The following is a 13,934-nucleotide window of genomic DNA, read 5'->3' on the forward strand; positions in this document are numbered from 1 at the left end:
GGGCGGGGGGGGGGGGGGGGGGGGGGGGCCCCCCCCCCCCCCCGCGGGGGGGGGGTCCTCTACCTGGGGGGGCGGCTCCCCCCCCCCCCCCCCCTACCCGCGGGGGGCGGCCCCCCCGGCGCCGCCGCCCCCCACGGCCGCGCGCCAGCGTTCGCTGCCCGGTTCCCCGAGCGGGTAGCGCTGATTGTCCACTCCCGGAACGGGTGTACCGATCCCGTCGGCATCCGGCCGATCACACGCGTCTGTCCAACCCCCGGTCGCAGCCATGTGATCATTCTTGCCTCAGAATTCGCCGACACGCCCGAGATGCGGCTCAATTGTGGATAATCACATTTCCTGTGTGCCAACAGTTTTCATGCGTCAGATTTGCGGTATAAGCGCTCGGCGCGCCGGGTGAGTCATCCCCGGCGCGCCGCGCGGTAGCGCTCGATCAGCGCAGCGGTCGAGCTGTCGTGCGTACCGGCCGATTCCGAGCGCAGTTCGTCGTGAATGCGCCCGGCCAGCGTCTTTCCCAGTTCCACGCCCCACTGATCGAAGGAGTTGATGCCCCAGATCCAGCCCTGGGTGAAGACCTTGTGCTCGTACAGCGCGATGAGCTGCCCCAGGGTGTACGGGGTGAGCCGCGGTATCAGCAGGGTGTTGCTGGGCCGGTTGCCCGGGAATTCGCGGTGCGACCCCGAATCGCGCTGCGGCGCGGGCTGTCCGAACGCCAGCGCCTCGGTCTGGGCGAACAGGTTGGCCATCAGCAGGTCGTGGTGACCGGCCAGCTCGTGTGCGGGCTCGAGTACCCCGAGGAAGTCGCAGGGCACGAAAACCGTTCCCTGGTGCAGCAGTTGGAAGAACGCGTGCTGGCCGTTGGTTCCGGGCTCACCCCAGATGACCGGCGCGGTGTCCACCTCGATCGGGGAACCGTCACGGCCGGTGGACTTTCCGTTGCTCTCCATGTCGAGCTGTTGCAGGTACGCGGGCAGTCGCGCGAGCCGCTGATCGTAGGGCAGCACCGCGTAAGTCTGTGCCCGCCAGAAGTTTCGATACCACATCCCGAGCAACCCGAGCAGCACCGGCAGATTCGCCTCGAACGGCGCGGTCCGGAAGTGCTCGTCCATCGACCGCGCCCCGGCGAGCAGATCACGGAAGTGCGCGGGGCCGATCGCCACCATGAGCGACAGGCCGATGGCCGAGGGCAGGGAGTACCGGCCGCCGACCCAGTCCCAGAACTCGAACATGTTCTCCGGGTCGATGCCGAACTTCGCGACCTCGCCCGCGGCGGTGGAGACGGCCACGAAGTGCTTGGCGACCGCACCGGGATCGTCGATCGCCGCCAGCAGCCACGCGCGGGCGGTGTGCGCGTTGGTGAGGGTCTCGACGGTGGTGAAGGTCTTCGACGAGACGATGAACAGGGTGCTCTCGGGCTCGAGCTCGCGCAGTGTGCGGGCCAGGTCGTGGCCGTCGATGTTCGAGACGAACCGGACCGCGAGGGTGTCGAGGCCGAATTCCCGCAGGGCCGGGTACGCCATGGCGGGACCGAGATCCGAGCCGCCGATACCGATGTTCACCACCGTGCGGATGGGCGCGCCCGTCGCGCCCCGCCACTGCCCCGTGCGCACGCGATCGGCGAACGCGCTCATCCTGTCCAGCACCGCGTGGACGTCCGGCACCACGTCGCGGCCGTCCACGATGATCGACTCGCCGGGCCGGGCACGCAGGGCGGTGTGCAGGACCGCCCGGTCCTCGGTGGTGTTGACGCGGGCGCCGGAGCACACGGCCTCGATGCCGGCCCGCAGTCCACGCTCGTCGGCGAGCGCGACGAGCAGTTCCAGGGTGCGGGCGTCGACGAGATTCTTCGAGTAGTCCAGCACCACGCCGTCGTGCTCGGCGGTCATGGCCGGGCCGCGCCGGGGGTCGCGCGCGAACAGCTCGCGCAGGCTCGCCCCGGCCAGCTCGCGCTGCCGATCGCCCAATTGCGCCCAGGGCGTGCGGGTTTCACTCATCACCGAGCTCACTTGACTTTGGCGATGACGTTCTCGCCGTACCAGTTGATCATGTTGATCTTGTGCTCGAGGGTCTCGGTGTCGTGCTCGGCGACGTAAGGATTGCGGAAGCCGACCAGCGCGTCGGTGATGCCCTTGTCCTCGAGGCGCTTGACCCCGTCGGGGGTGTAGGCGTCGAGCGAGACCGCGTGGATCTCGAACTCGCCGGGATTGTCACGCTCGCTGCGCAATTCGTTGATGCGCGCCAGGTACTTGTCCAGGGTCTCGGCGTCGCCGCCGGCGTGCATCCAGCCGTCGCAGAGCCGGACCGCGCGGCGCAGGGCCGGGTCACTGTGCCCGCCCAGCAGGATGGGCAGCGGTTCGGTCGGCGCGGGGGTCATCTTGATCTTCTGGATGTCGTAGAACTCGCCGTGGTACTCGAAGAACTCACCGGTGGACAGACCGCGCACGATCTCGATGCACTCGTCCATGCGCTTGCCGCGGCGCGCGAAATCGACGCCCATGATGTCGAAGTCCTCCGGCCACGGGCTGATGCCGACACCCAGGGCGAAGCGGTTGTTGCTCAGGCGCGCGAGCGAGCTCGCCTGCTTGGCCACCAGCACCGGCGGGCGGATCGGCAGCTTGATCACGAACGGGGTCAGGCGCAGCGTCGTGGTGGCCGCGGCGATGGCCGCCGAGAGCACGAAGGCTTCGATGAACGGCTTGTCCTCGAGGAACTCGCGGTTGCCGTCCTCGTTGTACGGATACTTCGAATCCGATTCCGCGGGGTAGGCGACGCTGTCGGCGATGGTGATGCTGTGGAATCCGGCGGCCTCGGCCGCCTGCGCGAGCGGGACATAGTAGTCCGGGTTGGTCATCGCCTCGGCGTAGGTGTAGCGCATGGCAGGTCCTTTCGGGGTGCGCGAGATCGGCGGCGCCCGCTGTGGCGTCGCCCGGTACGTGTGGGTGGTGACGGGATCGAATTCACGTGCCCGCCACCGGATTCAGGTTCGGCCGTTGTGACTGAGCTGCCGGGCCGTGGCGACCAGCCTGGCGCTGTAGTGCTCGCGCTCGGCGCGCGAGACCGCCGGGCGCAGCGGGCCGATCTGCAGCTCCCAGCCCGCGCGGCCGTCGGCCTTGAGAACCGGGGCGGTCAGATAGCTGATCGGCAGGTCGAAATCGGAGTCGACGGTGGCCGCCGAGTACGGCCGCCCGCCCAGATCGCTGAGCATCGTCAGCACCCGGTCGCGCAGCGCGCCGGTGGCGGGGTGGTCGTCGAGATGACCCGCGACCTCGGCCAGGACGTCGAGGAATCCGGCGTTCTCCGCGGCCACACCCCAGACCGCGACGCCGCGCGTGCGGATCTGTTCGAGGACGTCGCGGTACTCGTTCATGCGCGCGCGGGTTGCGGCCTGGCGCAGCCACTGCTGCTGGCTCTGTTCGTCGTTGAACGCGGCGATGGTGGCCCCCACCGGTGCGCGATAGGGCAGGCGGGCGCCGGGGGTGATCACCGCGGGAATGCGGCCGCGGCCGGTGGACACCGCGACGAACACCATGTGCGAGCGCACGACGATGGCCAGGGCCGCACCGCAATCCAGTTCGGCGGCGAGCGCCTCGATGGCGGCCAGCGTGCCGGGACCCGGCAGATCGCCGCGGGCCTGCGCGCTGGCGGCGAACGCCATCGCCCCCGCTCCGAGCTGGTAGGTCAGCTCCGGGGAGCGCCGCACCCAATCGCGTTCCTCGAGGACGCCGAGCACCGCGCCCGCGGTCGAGCGGCTCAGGCCGAGTTCGTGCGAGATGTCGGAGGCGGTGCGCGCAGCCGAGGAGCCGGCGAGCAGCTCGAGGACGTCGAGAACGCGCTGCGTGGGCGGTGATCCGGGCACCTGCACTCCTCTTGTCGAGTCGCTGAATTCTCGCTAGCGTACGACCGAATCAGATATTCGTAAATCAGCTTGCGAATATTCGCAAGCGTGGTGGCGGGCCCGTCGGTTCAGACCGTCCGTGACATCGTGAGAAAGGCTGGCGCATAATGCGTTTCGGCATCGTCCTGTTCACCAGTGACCGCGGCATCACCCCCGCGACGGCGGCGCTCGCGGCGGAGGAACGCGGTTTCTCCTCGTTCTTCGTCCCCGAGCACACCCATATCCCGGTCAAGCGCGAAGCCGCCCATCCCGGCACCGGAACCGCCGAACTGCCCGACGAGCGCTACACGCGCACCCTGGACCCGTGGGTGGCCCTGGCCACGGCCGCCGCGGTGACCTCGCGCATCGAGCTGTCCACCGCCGTGGCGCTGCCCACCGAGAGCGATCCGATCACCCTGGCCAAGACCATCGCCACCCTCGACCATCTCTCGGGCGGACGGGTCACCCTCGGCGCCGGATTCGGCTGGAACACCGACGAACTCGCCGATCACGGCGTGCCCGCGAACAAGCGGCGCACGGTGCTGCGCGAGTACGTCGAGGCGATGCGGGCGCTGTGGACGCAGGAGGAGGCCGCGTACCAGGGTGATTTCGTGTCCTTCGGGCCCAGCTGGTCCTGGCCCAAGCCGGTGCAGCCGCACGTGCCGCTACTGATCGGCGCGGGCAGCACCGACACCACGTTCAAGTGGATCGCCCGCTCGGCCGACGGGTGGATCACCACCCCGACCGAGACCGACGTGCACGCCTCCACCGGCAGGCTGCTGCGGGCGTGGCAGGAGGCGGGCCGCGAGGGCGCGCCGCGCGTGGTGGCCCTGGACTTCAAACCCGACGCCGAACGCCTCGCCCGCTGGGCCGACGCGGGCGTGACCGACGTGCTCTACGGGGTGCCCGACGCCTCGGACGACATCGCGTACACCTACCTCGACCGGCTGGCGAAGAAACTCGACGGGTTCGACCTGCCGAAGGGGTAGCGGCCGGGGTGCACCGGCACCTCCGGAAGCCGAGCACGCCTGTGGTTCAAGGACTCTCGAATTCGGGTACTCCGAAGGAGAGAGGACAGCGTCATGAGCGTCAATCACTCCTGGGACACCATTACCGCTGCCCTGCACCGGGTTTCCGGCCCGGGCAGGCGCGGCGGGGAGTGGTTCACCTACCTGTGCCCGGTGCACGAGGCCGACGGGCGGCGCCATCACCCCTCGCTCGGGGTGGTGTACAACCGGCGGCGCGGGCGCACCGTGGTCCGGTGCTTCGCCGGCTGCTCCGACGAAGAGGTGCTGGGCAGGCTCGGCCTGGGCGTGCGGGATCTGTTCGACCGGCCCGGTGCCGGGATGCTCCCCCGCCGCCCGGACAAGGCCGCGGCGGTGTCGCTCGCCGATCGCGCGGTGCTGGCGGGCGGGCTGTCGCTCGAGGCGCACCGGCGCGATCTCGGGCCCCGGGTCGGGCGACCGCGCCGGGTCGCGACCTATCTCTACCGCCGGGCGGACCGCACCCCGGCGGGCCGGGTCATTCGCGCGCACATTCCGCATCGGCACGGTCGCGCGAAGACCTTCTGGCAGGAGCGCTTCGGCGAACACGGTTGGGAGCCGGGCGGATTCGACCCGTTGCCGTACCGGCTGCCCGAGGTGCTCGCGGCCGTGGGGGCCGGGCGCGACATCGTCGTGTGCGAGGGCGAGGCCGACACCCTGACCGCCGTGCACGCCGGGCTGGCCGCCACCTGCAACGCCGGTGGCGCGCAGGGGTGGCGGCGCGAACACGGCCGCTGGCTCGCGGGGGCGCGGCGGGTCTGGATCATCGCCGACCGGGACGCGCCCGGCTATCGCCACGCCGACCGGGTGGCGCGGTCGATCGCGGGGAGTGTCGGCCGGATCCGCGTCGTGCAGGCGCGCGACGGCAAGGATCTGACCGACCACTGCAACGCCGGTCACCACATCCCGGATCTGGACCCGGTGCCGGTGCTGGACGACCACTATCGCGCGATGTGAGCGCGGCTTCGTAGGCGGCCGCGTTCGGCGACCACCCGCCGGCCGGTATCGCATCCCCGCGCGGCGGCGCCGGGCGCGAGATCACTCATCCCATTGCGCCAGTACGGTTTTCGGCGCCACCATCCGGTACGCGTCGTGCACCACCTCGGTGATCTCGGTCCAGTCGACGGGCACATCCAGGTACACACCGAGCCAGCCGCGATGCCCGACGTACGGCGGGCGGAAGAAGCGGTCGGGCTCGGCGGCGATCAACTCCTGCTGGGCGACGGGCGGCGCGGGACACCAGAACGCGAGGCGATCGTCGTGATGGTGGTCGGCGAACATCACGAACACCTTCTTGCGCACGAACCAGGTCGGCTCGCCGTGGCTGAGCCGTTCACTCGTCTCCGGGAGCGCGGTGCACAGTGCGCGTAGCCGGTCCAGTTGATCGCCCATGATCGAAGGCTAGTCACCGCGGGCGGGTCGCGCCTTGGACGAATGGGAAGCGTCGCTCCGGGCCTCGAACCGAGGCTGCACTACGCTGCGTATCACTCGGCGAGGCATTGCCTGCGCCCCCTTGATGAAGGCCGCCGTAGTACTTCAGTGCACTCCCCGCTCTCCGCCCGTCTGGACGCCCCGGAGGTTTGCCGATGACCCAGCTCGCCGCCCGACCCGTGACCGCACCGCCGTTGACACCGGTGGCCGCCGACCATCCCCTGCTGCGCCCGCTCGCGCCCGTCCCGTCCACCGGTCACATCTTCGACTTCCCCGGCCGCCTGGGCACCTGCGACATGGACGAGAACCAGGGCCTGCGCATCGACGGCATCGCCCGCCACATCCAGGAGGCCGGGGTCGATCACCTGGTGCACTGCGGCGCGCTGGAATCGCATCCGCACTGGATCGTGCGCCGCACGGTCATCGACGTGGTGCGACCCGTCACCTGGCCCGCGCAGCTGCGCACCCGGCGCTGGTGCTCGGGCATCTCACCGCGCTGGTGCACCATGCGGGTGCGCATCGACGCCGACAACGGCGGGCTCATCGAGACCGAGGGCTTCTGGATCCACATGAACAAGGAGACGATGAGCCCCTCGCGGGTGGACGACCAATTCTTCGAGCTCATGTGCACGACCACCGACGAACAGCGCCTGCGCTGGGAGCAGTGGCTGACCGAGCCGGCGCCGGCCGCGGACGGCGCCCGATTCCCGCTGCGGCGCACCGATATCGATCACTTCGAGCACGTCACCAACACCGCGTACTGGCACGGGGTGCACGAATTCACCGGGGCCGCCCCCGATCTCACCGAGGGACCGCACCGGTTCGTGCTCGAATACAACCGGCCGATCCGATTCGGCGAAGAGGTCGACATTCATACCCGGCGTGAATCGGACGCGCTCACCCTCTGGTTCACCGTCGACCGGGAAATTCGCGCCGTGGCGCAACTGCGCCGGACAGCGTGAGCGAGCGGCGGGCGCGCGGTGATTCCGGCGCGGTGCGGACAGTGACGCAATCGGCACCGCCCGCCGTGACGAAGGATTAGCGCCGAACGAGCGCTGCCCCTAGGCTGACGCCGTGATTTCCGAGCGGACAGTGATCGACGGGCGTTTCGAATTGCTCGAACCGCTCGGTAGCGGCGGCATGGGCACGGTGTGGCGCGCCTACGATCTGGCACTGCATCGGGAGGTGGCGCTCAAGGAGGTCCGCCCGGCCGAGCCCGATCGCGAGAGCACGCCGGGGGTCCAGCGCGAACGCGTGCTGCGCGAGGCGCGGGCGCTGGCCCGGATCGGGCATCCCAATGTCGTCGCCATCCACCACATCGTGGACTCCCCCACCGTCGCGCATCCCTGGATCGTCATGGAGCTGGTGCGCGGCCGGACACTGGCCGAACACCTGGATCCGGGGCCGCTGCTGGACGGCGGGCGTATGAGCCCGGACCAGGCGGCGCAGATCGGGCGCGGGATCCTGGCCGCGCTCAAGGCCGCGCACGCGGTGGGCATCCTGCATCGCGACATCAAGCCCGCCAATGTGATTCTGCGCGAAGACGGTTCGCCGGTACTCACCGATTTCGGCATCGCGGCCATCAACGACATGGAGGGGCTCACCTCCACCGGCAGCGTGGTGGGATCGCTCGACTACGTCGCACCCGAGCGACTCGGCGGGCAGGAGGGGCATCCGGCCTCGGACCTGTGGTCGCTGGGGCTGGTGCTGTACGTGGCGGTCGAGGGTTACCACCCGATGCGCCGCGACACCTCGGTGGCGACGCTGGCCGCGGTGCTGCGCGGCGAGGTGCCCCCGCCGCGGCAGGCGGGCGCGCTCACGACGGCGCTGCAGGCGCTGCTGGTGCCGGACCCCGATCAGCGGCCGTCGGCCGATCAGCTGGATTGGCTGCTCTCCCAGGCGATCACGGGCTCGAGCCCGGCGTTCCCGACGACGTTTCCCGGATCCCAGCCCGGGTATCAGGGGCCGCAGTCCTCGCCCTCCCAGCCACTGGTGCAGACGCCGCCCGCGGGATACGCACGACCGCAATATCATTCGTCGCCGCACCAGTCGCTGCCGTACGCGCCGACCATGACCGCGACCCCGCCGCAGCTGCCGGTGCAGCACGCGCCCGCCCCGGGCGGGCAGCGGCGCTGGATTCTGGTGGGCGGCGCGGTCGCGGCGGTACTGGCGCTGGGCATCGTCGGCGCGGTGACCCTGCTGCCCGAGGATTCGGACAGCCAGGCCCTACCCAGCCAGCTGCCCGGGACCACCGACGTGCGCAGCACGGTGTCGATTCCGGTCGTTCCCCCCACCGGCGGCGCGGCCCGGACCACGACGGCGGCCGCCGCGAAGACCGACCTGCTCACCCCCGCCGGCATCCGGCAGGCGATCGAGAATTTCGAGAAGACCACCGGCGGAACGGTTTTCACCGAGACGGTGTTCTATCCCGAGTACGCGAACTTCGGCGCGCCGGTGAAGGACCGCCCGACCGTCTACGACGAGTACTCCTACCGGAACGGCGCCGTCAGCCGCCAGGGCGCGGGCGGCCAGATCGCCGACGAGCCGACCATCACCCTGAACACGATCGACTGGGACATCCTGCCCGCCCTGTTGGCGACCGCCCACGAGAAGCTCGGCCTGCCGAACCCGACCAGCCGCTACCTGATCGTCAACCCGTCCTGGACCTTCAACGACGACAAACCGACGCTGATGGTGTACCTCAGCGACGAGTACGACGGCGGCGGGTACATAGCGGCCAATCTCGACGGCTCGATCGTGAGCGTGTACGCGCGTTAGGGGCGATAACTTCCTGGTCTGAGCGCCATCCACTCTCGGATTACCTGGGGCAGGTCGTCGATCCGCAGGTCTGCGGCGAAGTCGCAGTGCATCAGCCGGGTAAGCGATTCCACGATCTCGACGAACGCGACGCCGGCCAGTTCTTCGTCGGCGATCGCGAACCGCAGTGCGGCCCACGCGCGCTGATCGGGCCAGCGCCACAGCTCGGCCACCGACTGCCCGCGGAGCACCAGGTCCTCGGTGGTGTCCTGCACGATCGCCACGAACCGCTCCGCGCGCCGGTCCCACGCGGGTGGCTCATTTCGAAGGAGGCAGTCCAAGAACTGCCGGTGCGGCCTGTAACCGTGTTCGGTCACGTAGTGCAGGATCATTACCGGCGCCGCGTACACCACGTCGTTCTCGGCGTAGTAGTGGTATTCGCCGTTCCCCTCGAAGACTGCTCCTTCCGGACAGAATTCGCACTCGTGATACCCGAGCATGAGGTTCGAGACGTACTGGGAAGCGGCGTGCAGCGCCGCCGACTCCGAGTCGGAGAGTGGGGGTTCCGTGGCTCCGGGAATGCCGTGCCGACTCCCTAACCAGCCGATGGAGAGCATCGGTATCGGGAAGCTGTAGTACTCGTACGAGTCTAGATCTTTGTATTCCATGCCGCTTTCCTGGTGTCTGCCAGGACTATTCGATCGCCTGCCGCGACCGATCGCAACGAAATATCGATCGCCGTTCCGGCCGCGTGTACCCAAAGGCGGACCGAACGTGCACTATCGCACCGGATATGGCGGAAACCGCCACGGGGCGGACGATAGTGCACGATTTTAGGGCCTGGTACTTACCCGGCGACCGACCCACAGCCGCCACTTCAGGACCTTCAGTCGACCGGATCGGCAGGGCCGGTTGTCTTTCCGGTCAGATCACCGTGAGTGATCGACAGGGCGCCGACGGCGGCGATCCAGGCGGCCGTGAGGTGGATGGCGGCGACGCCGTCGCCTATGCCCAGGGCCCGAGTGAAGGCCTCGTCGATGCGGTGCGCGCGAACGTGGTCGATGACCGCCTCGGCGTACAGTTCGTCGCGCGGCAGCACCGCCAGGCGTTCGAGGATCACGGTCTGGAGGCGGTCGGGCGGTAGCGCGGCGATGAGGTCGGCGTTCTCGGTCAGGAGCGTGGTGGCGAACGCGTTGATTATCTCGTGCAGGGCCTCGATGTGGCCGCTGGCGCTTATCGCCGAACCGGTTCGTTCGACACGGGCACGGTCACTTTCGGCGTAGGCGCCCACCAGGTCCATCACCAGCGTGTATGGCACGGTCATCGGGCCAGTTCACCACACCGGACGGGCTCGCTCGGGGTGTTCGATCACGACCGCCCGTTTCGTCCGAAGTGCGCCGGGATGTCTCTGAGCCATCCCAGCGGGCCGTCGAGCGCTGATTCGAGCCGGTCGAGCATGTCGATGAAGGTCCGCTCGCTCCACGAGAGCACGGCGTCGAAGCCGAGCAGATACGCGATGGGCAGGATGGTGGCCGCCACACCCACGACGACCAGAATCGGGAACGCGATGAGACTTCCGATGCCCCGGGCGATACCGAGGGCGTCCACGTGCTCGGGGTCGTTCGGCCGGTAGACCACGACGATCCGCGCGCCGATGCGCGGGCGGGCGGCCATCGTTCCAGCCACGGCACCCCGGCGGAGTTCACCGGCCGGCCCGGCGAACTCCACGGTGGGCCGATAGACACGATGGTCTTCGGAGTCACGTTCCGCGGCAACCGAGGTGATGACCCCGCGCGCTCGGTGCCCCCGCGACCACAGCAGCGCGCGCTCGATGGTCTGCCGAAGGAGTCCGAACCCGATCACCAGCTGGCCTATGCCGAAAAGGACCACCCCCACAGCGCCCAAGTATTCCCAGAAGCCGTGCACCACAACAGAATATGGACCAAGAGTGACGTCGACAGACCGCGGCGAAGGCTACCGCGTGAACAAAACGGTGGCTGACGCGCAAACGGCTGATGACCGAGTCCGATACGGATGCATGTGGGACTCACCGTGCAGCGGAGGGGTCCGCCGTCCCGACGCGCCCGTCATGGCCGATCAGGTCCGGTTGGCGTCGATCTCGCGCACATGGAACCGGACGAGATCTTCGATCAGTTCGGTGGGCAGTGGCTTCTCCAGCGTGAACTGAATCGCGTGTTCGGAGGTGCGGTAATCCGTCAGGCGGTCCGCGAACTCCTCGATCGCCCAGGACGAGGGATAGAAACTCATGTGCTTCTTCGACGCGGTGAAATACACCAGGGCGCGGTTCTTGTACTTCAGGGTCGGCATGCGGTAGCTGATCGATTCTTCGACGCTCGGCACCAGCGCGGTCACGAGCGCACGAATACGTTCGAGCTCGGGCCGGAACGCGGCGTCGACCCCGTCGAGATACTCATCGATGCTCGTGACCTTGTCAGCCATGGTGCCGATCCTCTCCGGTGGTCGAGCGTTGGGAGTTGCTGCGCTATCGGGACGTTCACGGATGTAGTCGCCGAATGTAGTCCTGGTAGTCCACGACGAAGCCGTCCGGGTCGAACTCGATATCGGCGTGGTACTCGCCGGAACTGAAGGCGACCACGCTGTTACCGCGCGGCTCGTAGCGTTGCGCGGTGAGTTCGGAACCCAATTGAGGGACGGTGACGAAACGCATCGTGTAGTCCCGTGCGGTGGCGGCGGTCGACAACAGGCCGTCGCGCAGCACCGGGAGCGAGTTGAAGAACGCCGAATGCTGCAGATCGAAGAAGTCCGCGCCGTCGAGGGTGTGCCGGACCGGGCCTGCGCCGGTATCGACGATCAGCTCCGAACCGTCGAGCTCCCAACGCAATTCGTACACCAGCCCGACCATGGTGCCGCGTGCTCGATCCAGGCTTTCCATTCGGACGATTTCCATCCGCGGCTCGTCGATTCCCTGCCATACGAACGTGCGCATGCCGATGAAACTACGCGCTCGTGGTGCGCAGTTCGCGATAACAGCCTGGGCCCGGCCTATGCGTTCGGCCGACGCGGGACCGATCCGGCGGCATGCCCTGCGAGCCGGCCGGTCAGGTCGCTGGCTACCCGTTGTGCACGGCGTATCGGAGCAGGGTCACGCCGGACGGCAGCGCCCGCGATTCGAGCACCTCGAGCCGGTCGAACGAGGTGCCCTCGGCGACCAGCCCCTTCCCGCGCCCCTGAACGGCGGGAAAGACTAGCAGCCGGATCTCGTCGACCAGCCCGGCCGCCAGCACCGCGTGCGCCAAAGTCAGGCTGCCGCACAGGGTGATGTCGCCCCCGTCGGATTCTTTGAGCCGGCGCACCTCCTCGACCGGGTCACCGGGCAGGATCGTCGCCTTGCGCCACTGCGGATCGGTCATCGTCGACGAGACGACGTACTTCCGGACTTCGTCGAGGTAGGCGCCCGCCGGCTCGTCGGTGTGCTGTGGCCAGTAGCCACGGAAGTCCTCGTAGGTCTGCCGGCCCAGCAAGATGGTGTCGGAGGCCGCGCCCAACCGCTCCGTCGCGAACAGCCAGTCGTCGATGCCGCCTGCGGGGGTCGGGGCGAACCACTCGTCAATGATCTCGATCCGCCCGTCGGCGGTGATGTTCTCGGTGAGCAGCAACCGGCGCATCGCACCGTTCTAGCACCGATCGCAGCCACCCTCAACGCGCCGTGCAGAGGTCGGCGCGAAATTGACCGGAGACATTCGGAGGGGTGTTTGGGAGTATGTCGTGGGCGGGTCCCGCGGGGATCGACAGGATCGCGGGGGCGTCGACAGCGATAGTGCCGGGCGCGGAACGAGATTCGCGCACCACCGCACGGAAACAGTCAGGTTGATATGAGCGAAGAGCCGACCACCACCGAACTCGACGACGCCGTCCTTACCGGACCACCCAAGACACTGGCCGCGGGTCTGGTCAAAGCCGTGCGTCCGCGCCAGTGGGTGAAGAACGTCCTGGTGCTGGCCGCACCGCTCGCCGCGGGCACGATTCCCGGTACCGACACGTTCATCTTCACCGACCTGACCCGCGACCTGCATATCGGAATCGCTTTCGTGGCTTTCTGTTTGGCGGCGTCGGGCATCTATCTGGTCAACGACGCACTCGACGTGGAGGCGGATCGAGCGCATCCCACCAAACGCTTCCGTCCGATCGCCGCCGGTGTCGTGCCGGTGAATCTGGCGTACGCGCTGTCGGTGGTGCTCCTGGGAGCGTCGGTGCTGATCTCGTTCGTGGCCACGTGGGAGCTGGCCGCGGTGATGGCGACCTACATCTGCATCCAGCTCGCCTACTGCTTCGGGCTCAAGCATCAGGCCGTGCTCGACATCTGCATCGTGTCATCGGGTTTCGTGCTGCGCACCGTCGCCGGCGGCGCGGCCGCGAATATCGAACTGTCACAGTGGTTCCTACTGATCGCGGCCTCCGGCTCCCTGTTCATGGCAGCCGGAAAGCGCTACGCCGAGCTACGAATAGCACTCGACACCGGCGCGAAAATCCGCAAGTCGCTGACGTATTACACGCCCACCTACCTGCGTTTCGTCTGGACCCTGTCCGGCACTGCGGTAGTGATCTTCTACGGCCTGTGGGCGTTCGAGGCCGGTCACGAGGACAACCCGTGGTTCGCGATCTCGATGATCCCCTTCACGGTCGCGATCCTCCGTTACGCGGTAGACGTCGATGGCGGCGAGGCCGGCGAGCCCGAGGAGATCGTGCTGGGCGACCGCACGCTCCAACTACTGGCCCTGGCGTGCCTCGCAACGGCCGGTACGGCTGTGTATCTCACCTGACGGGCTCGCGTCGCGGGCAGATGAGTGCCT

Annotated in this window: 15 protein-coding genes; 5 read left to right on the forward strand and 10 right to left on the reverse strand. The window is 68.5% G+C overall.

The window, feature by feature from the left end; translation table 11 throughout:
• Positions 1-398: 398 nt before the first annotated feature.
• From pgi to ACWIGI_RS31755, 3 genes are all read right to left on the reverse strand, one after another.
• On the reverse strand, positions 399-1,991 hold the full coding sequence (gene pgi, locus ACWIGI_RS31745) for a glucose-6-phosphate isomerase (protein WP_454206555.1): 1,593 nt from the start codon (positions 1,989-1,991) through the stop codon (positions 399-401).
• A gap of 8 nt (positions 1,992-1,999) precedes the next feature.
• Entirely contained in the window at positions 2,000-2,872 is an 873-nt protein-coding gene (locus ACWIGI_RS31750; protein ID WP_454206557.1) for a TIGR03619 family F420-dependent LLM class oxidoreductase, read from the reverse strand.
• Between the two features lie 102 nt (positions 2,873-2,974).
• Positions 2,975-3,853 (reverse strand): helix-turn-helix domain-containing protein, encoded by an 879-nt coding sequence (locus ACWIGI_RS31755; protein WP_454206559.1) that lies wholly within the window; start codon positions 3,851-3,853, stop codon positions 2,975-2,977.
• Between the two features lie 146 nt (positions 3,854-3,999).
• Between ACWIGI_RS31755 and ACWIGI_RS31760 the strand changes: the two genes are divergently transcribed.
• Positions 4,000-4,860: an LLM class F420-dependent oxidoreductase gene (locus ACWIGI_RS31760; protein ID WP_454206561.1), complete on the forward strand. Its 861-nt coding sequence runs from the start codon at positions 4,000-4,002 to the stop codon at positions 4,858-4,860.
• A 93-nt stretch (positions 4,861-4,953) separates the two neighbouring features.
• On the forward strand, positions 4,954-5,871 hold the full coding sequence (locus ACWIGI_RS31765) for a toprim domain-containing protein (protein WP_454206563.1): 918 nt from the start codon (positions 4,954-4,956) through the stop codon (positions 5,869-5,871).
• Positions 5,872-5,952: 81 nt separating this feature from the next.
• On the opposite strand, the gene ACWIGI_RS31770 is transcribed toward ACWIGI_RS31765, so the two are convergent.
• Positions 5,953-6,306 carry an MmcQ/YjbR family DNA-binding protein gene (locus tag ACWIGI_RS31770; RefSeq protein ID WP_454206565.1) on the reverse strand — a complete coding sequence of 118 codons (354 nt, stop codon included), beginning with the start codon at positions 6,304-6,306 and terminating at the stop codon, positions 5,953-5,955.
• A 194-nt stretch (positions 6,307-6,500) separates the two neighbouring features.
• Here ACWIGI_RS31770 and ACWIGI_RS31775 point away from each other — a divergent pair, with 194 nt between their 5' ends.
• Both ACWIGI_RS31775 and ACWIGI_RS31780 read left to right on the forward strand, forming a co-directional pair.
• The gene (locus tag ACWIGI_RS31775) at positions 6,501-7,307 is read left to right on the forward strand and encodes an acyl-[acyl-carrier-protein] thioesterase (RefSeq protein ID WP_454206566.1); all 807 of its coding nucleotides are present in this window, start codon (positions 6,501-6,503) and stop codon (positions 7,305-7,307) included.
• A gap of 112 nt (positions 7,308-7,419) precedes the next feature.
• Positions 7,420-9,123 carry a protein kinase domain-containing protein gene (locus ACWIGI_RS31780; RefSeq protein ID WP_454206568.1) on the forward strand — a complete coding sequence of 568 codons (1,704 nt, stop codon included), beginning with the start codon at positions 7,420-7,422 and terminating at the stop codon, positions 9,121-9,123.
• Here ACWIGI_RS31780 and ACWIGI_RS31785 read toward each other — a convergent pair.
• The 6 genes from ACWIGI_RS31785 to ACWIGI_RS31810 all read right to left on the reverse strand — a co-directional run bounded on the left by ACWIGI_RS31785 (position 9,120) and on the right by ACWIGI_RS31810 (position 12,749).
• Positions 9,120-9,770: a DUF7919 family protein gene (locus ACWIGI_RS31785; RefSeq protein ID WP_454206570.1), complete on the reverse strand. Its 651-nt coding sequence runs from the start codon at positions 9,768-9,770 to the stop codon at positions 9,120-9,122. The two genes, ACWIGI_RS31780 and ACWIGI_RS31785, sit on opposite strands and share 4 nt — an antisense overlap.
• A 218-nt stretch (positions 9,771-9,988) precedes the next feature.
• Positions 9,989-10,426: a hypothetical protein gene (locus ACWIGI_RS31790; protein WP_454206572.1), complete on the reverse strand. Its 438-nt coding sequence runs from the start codon at positions 10,424-10,426 to the stop codon at positions 9,989-9,991.
• Positions 10,427-10,470: 44 nt separating this feature from the next.
• Positions 10,471-10,998 carry a DUF3592 domain-containing protein gene (locus ACWIGI_RS31795; RefSeq protein ID WP_454206574.1) on the reverse strand — a complete coding sequence of 176 codons (528 nt, stop codon included), beginning with the start codon at positions 10,996-10,998 and terminating at the stop codon, positions 10,471-10,473.
• Between the two features lie 201 nt (positions 10,999-11,199).
• Positions 11,200-11,562, reverse strand: coding sequence for an iron chaperone (locus ACWIGI_RS31800; protein WP_454206576.1), 363 nt, complete (start codon positions 11,560-11,562; stop codon positions 11,200-11,202).
• Between the two features lie 55 nt (positions 11,563-11,617).
• On the reverse strand, positions 11,618-12,070 hold the full coding sequence (locus ACWIGI_RS31805; protein WP_454206578.1) for a putative glycolipid-binding domain-containing protein: 453 nt from the start codon (positions 12,068-12,070) through the stop codon (positions 11,618-11,620).
• A gap of 124 nt (positions 12,071-12,194) precedes the next feature.
• Entirely contained in the window at positions 12,195-12,749 is a 555-nt protein-coding gene (locus ACWIGI_RS31810; protein WP_454206580.1) for a dihydrofolate reductase family protein, read from the reverse strand.
• Between the two features lie 207 nt (positions 12,750-12,956).
• On the opposite strand from ACWIGI_RS31810, the gene ACWIGI_RS31815 reads away from it, so the two are divergent.
• On the forward strand, positions 12,957-13,904 hold the full coding sequence (locus tag ACWIGI_RS31815; RefSeq protein WP_454206582.1) for a decaprenyl-phosphate phosphoribosyltransferase: 948 nt from the start codon (positions 12,957-12,959) through the stop codon (positions 13,902-13,904).
• Positions 13,905-13,934: the final 30 nt, after the last annotated feature.

This window comes from Nocardia sp. NPDC055321 (assembly GCF_053645575.1).

Coding starts and splice junctions, on each gene's coding strand:
- pgi (WP_454206555.1), bottom strand. CDS start 1,991: ATGAGTGAAACCCGCACGCCCTGGGCGCAATTGGGCGATCGGCAGCGC.
- ACWIGI_RS31750 (WP_454206557.1), bottom strand. CDS start 2,872: ATGCGCTACACCTACGCCGAGGCGATGACCAACCCGGACTACTATGTC.
- ACWIGI_RS31760 (WP_454206561.1), top strand. CDS start 4,000: ATGCGTTTCGGCATCGTCCTGTTCACCAGTGACCGCGGCATCACCCCC.
- ACWIGI_RS31765 (WP_454206563.1), top strand. CDS start 4,954: ATGAGCGTCAATCACTCCTGGGACACCATTACCGCTGCCCTGCACCGG.
- ACWIGI_RS31770 (WP_454206565.1), bottom strand. CDS start 6,306: ATGGGCGATCAACTGGACCGGCTACGCGCACTGTGCACCGCGCTCCCG.
- ACWIGI_RS31775 (WP_454206566.1), top strand. CDS start 6,501: ATGACCCAGCTCGCCGCCCGACCCGTGACCGCACCGCCGTTGACACCG.
- ACWIGI_RS31785 (WP_454206570.1), bottom strand. CDS start 9,770: ATGGAATACAAAGATCTAGACTCGTACGAGTACTACAGCTTCCCGATA.
- ACWIGI_RS31790 (WP_454206572.1), bottom strand. CDS start 10,426: ATGACCGTGCCATACACGCTGGTGATGGACCTGGTGGGCGCCTACGCC.
- ACWIGI_RS31800 (WP_454206576.1), bottom strand. CDS start 11,562: ATGGCTGACAAGGTCACGAGCATCGATGAGTATCTCGACGGGGTCGAC.
- ACWIGI_RS31805 (WP_454206578.1), bottom strand. CDS start 12,070: ATGCGCACGTTCGTATGGCAGGGAATCGACGAGCCGCGGATGGAAATC.
- ACWIGI_RS31810 (WP_454206580.1), bottom strand. CDS start 12,749: ATGCGCCGGTTGCTGCTCACCGAGAACATCACCGCCGACGGGCGGATC.
- ACWIGI_RS31815 (WP_454206582.1), top strand. CDS start 12,957: ATGAGCGAAGAGCCGACCACCACCGAACTCGACGACGCCGTCCTTACC.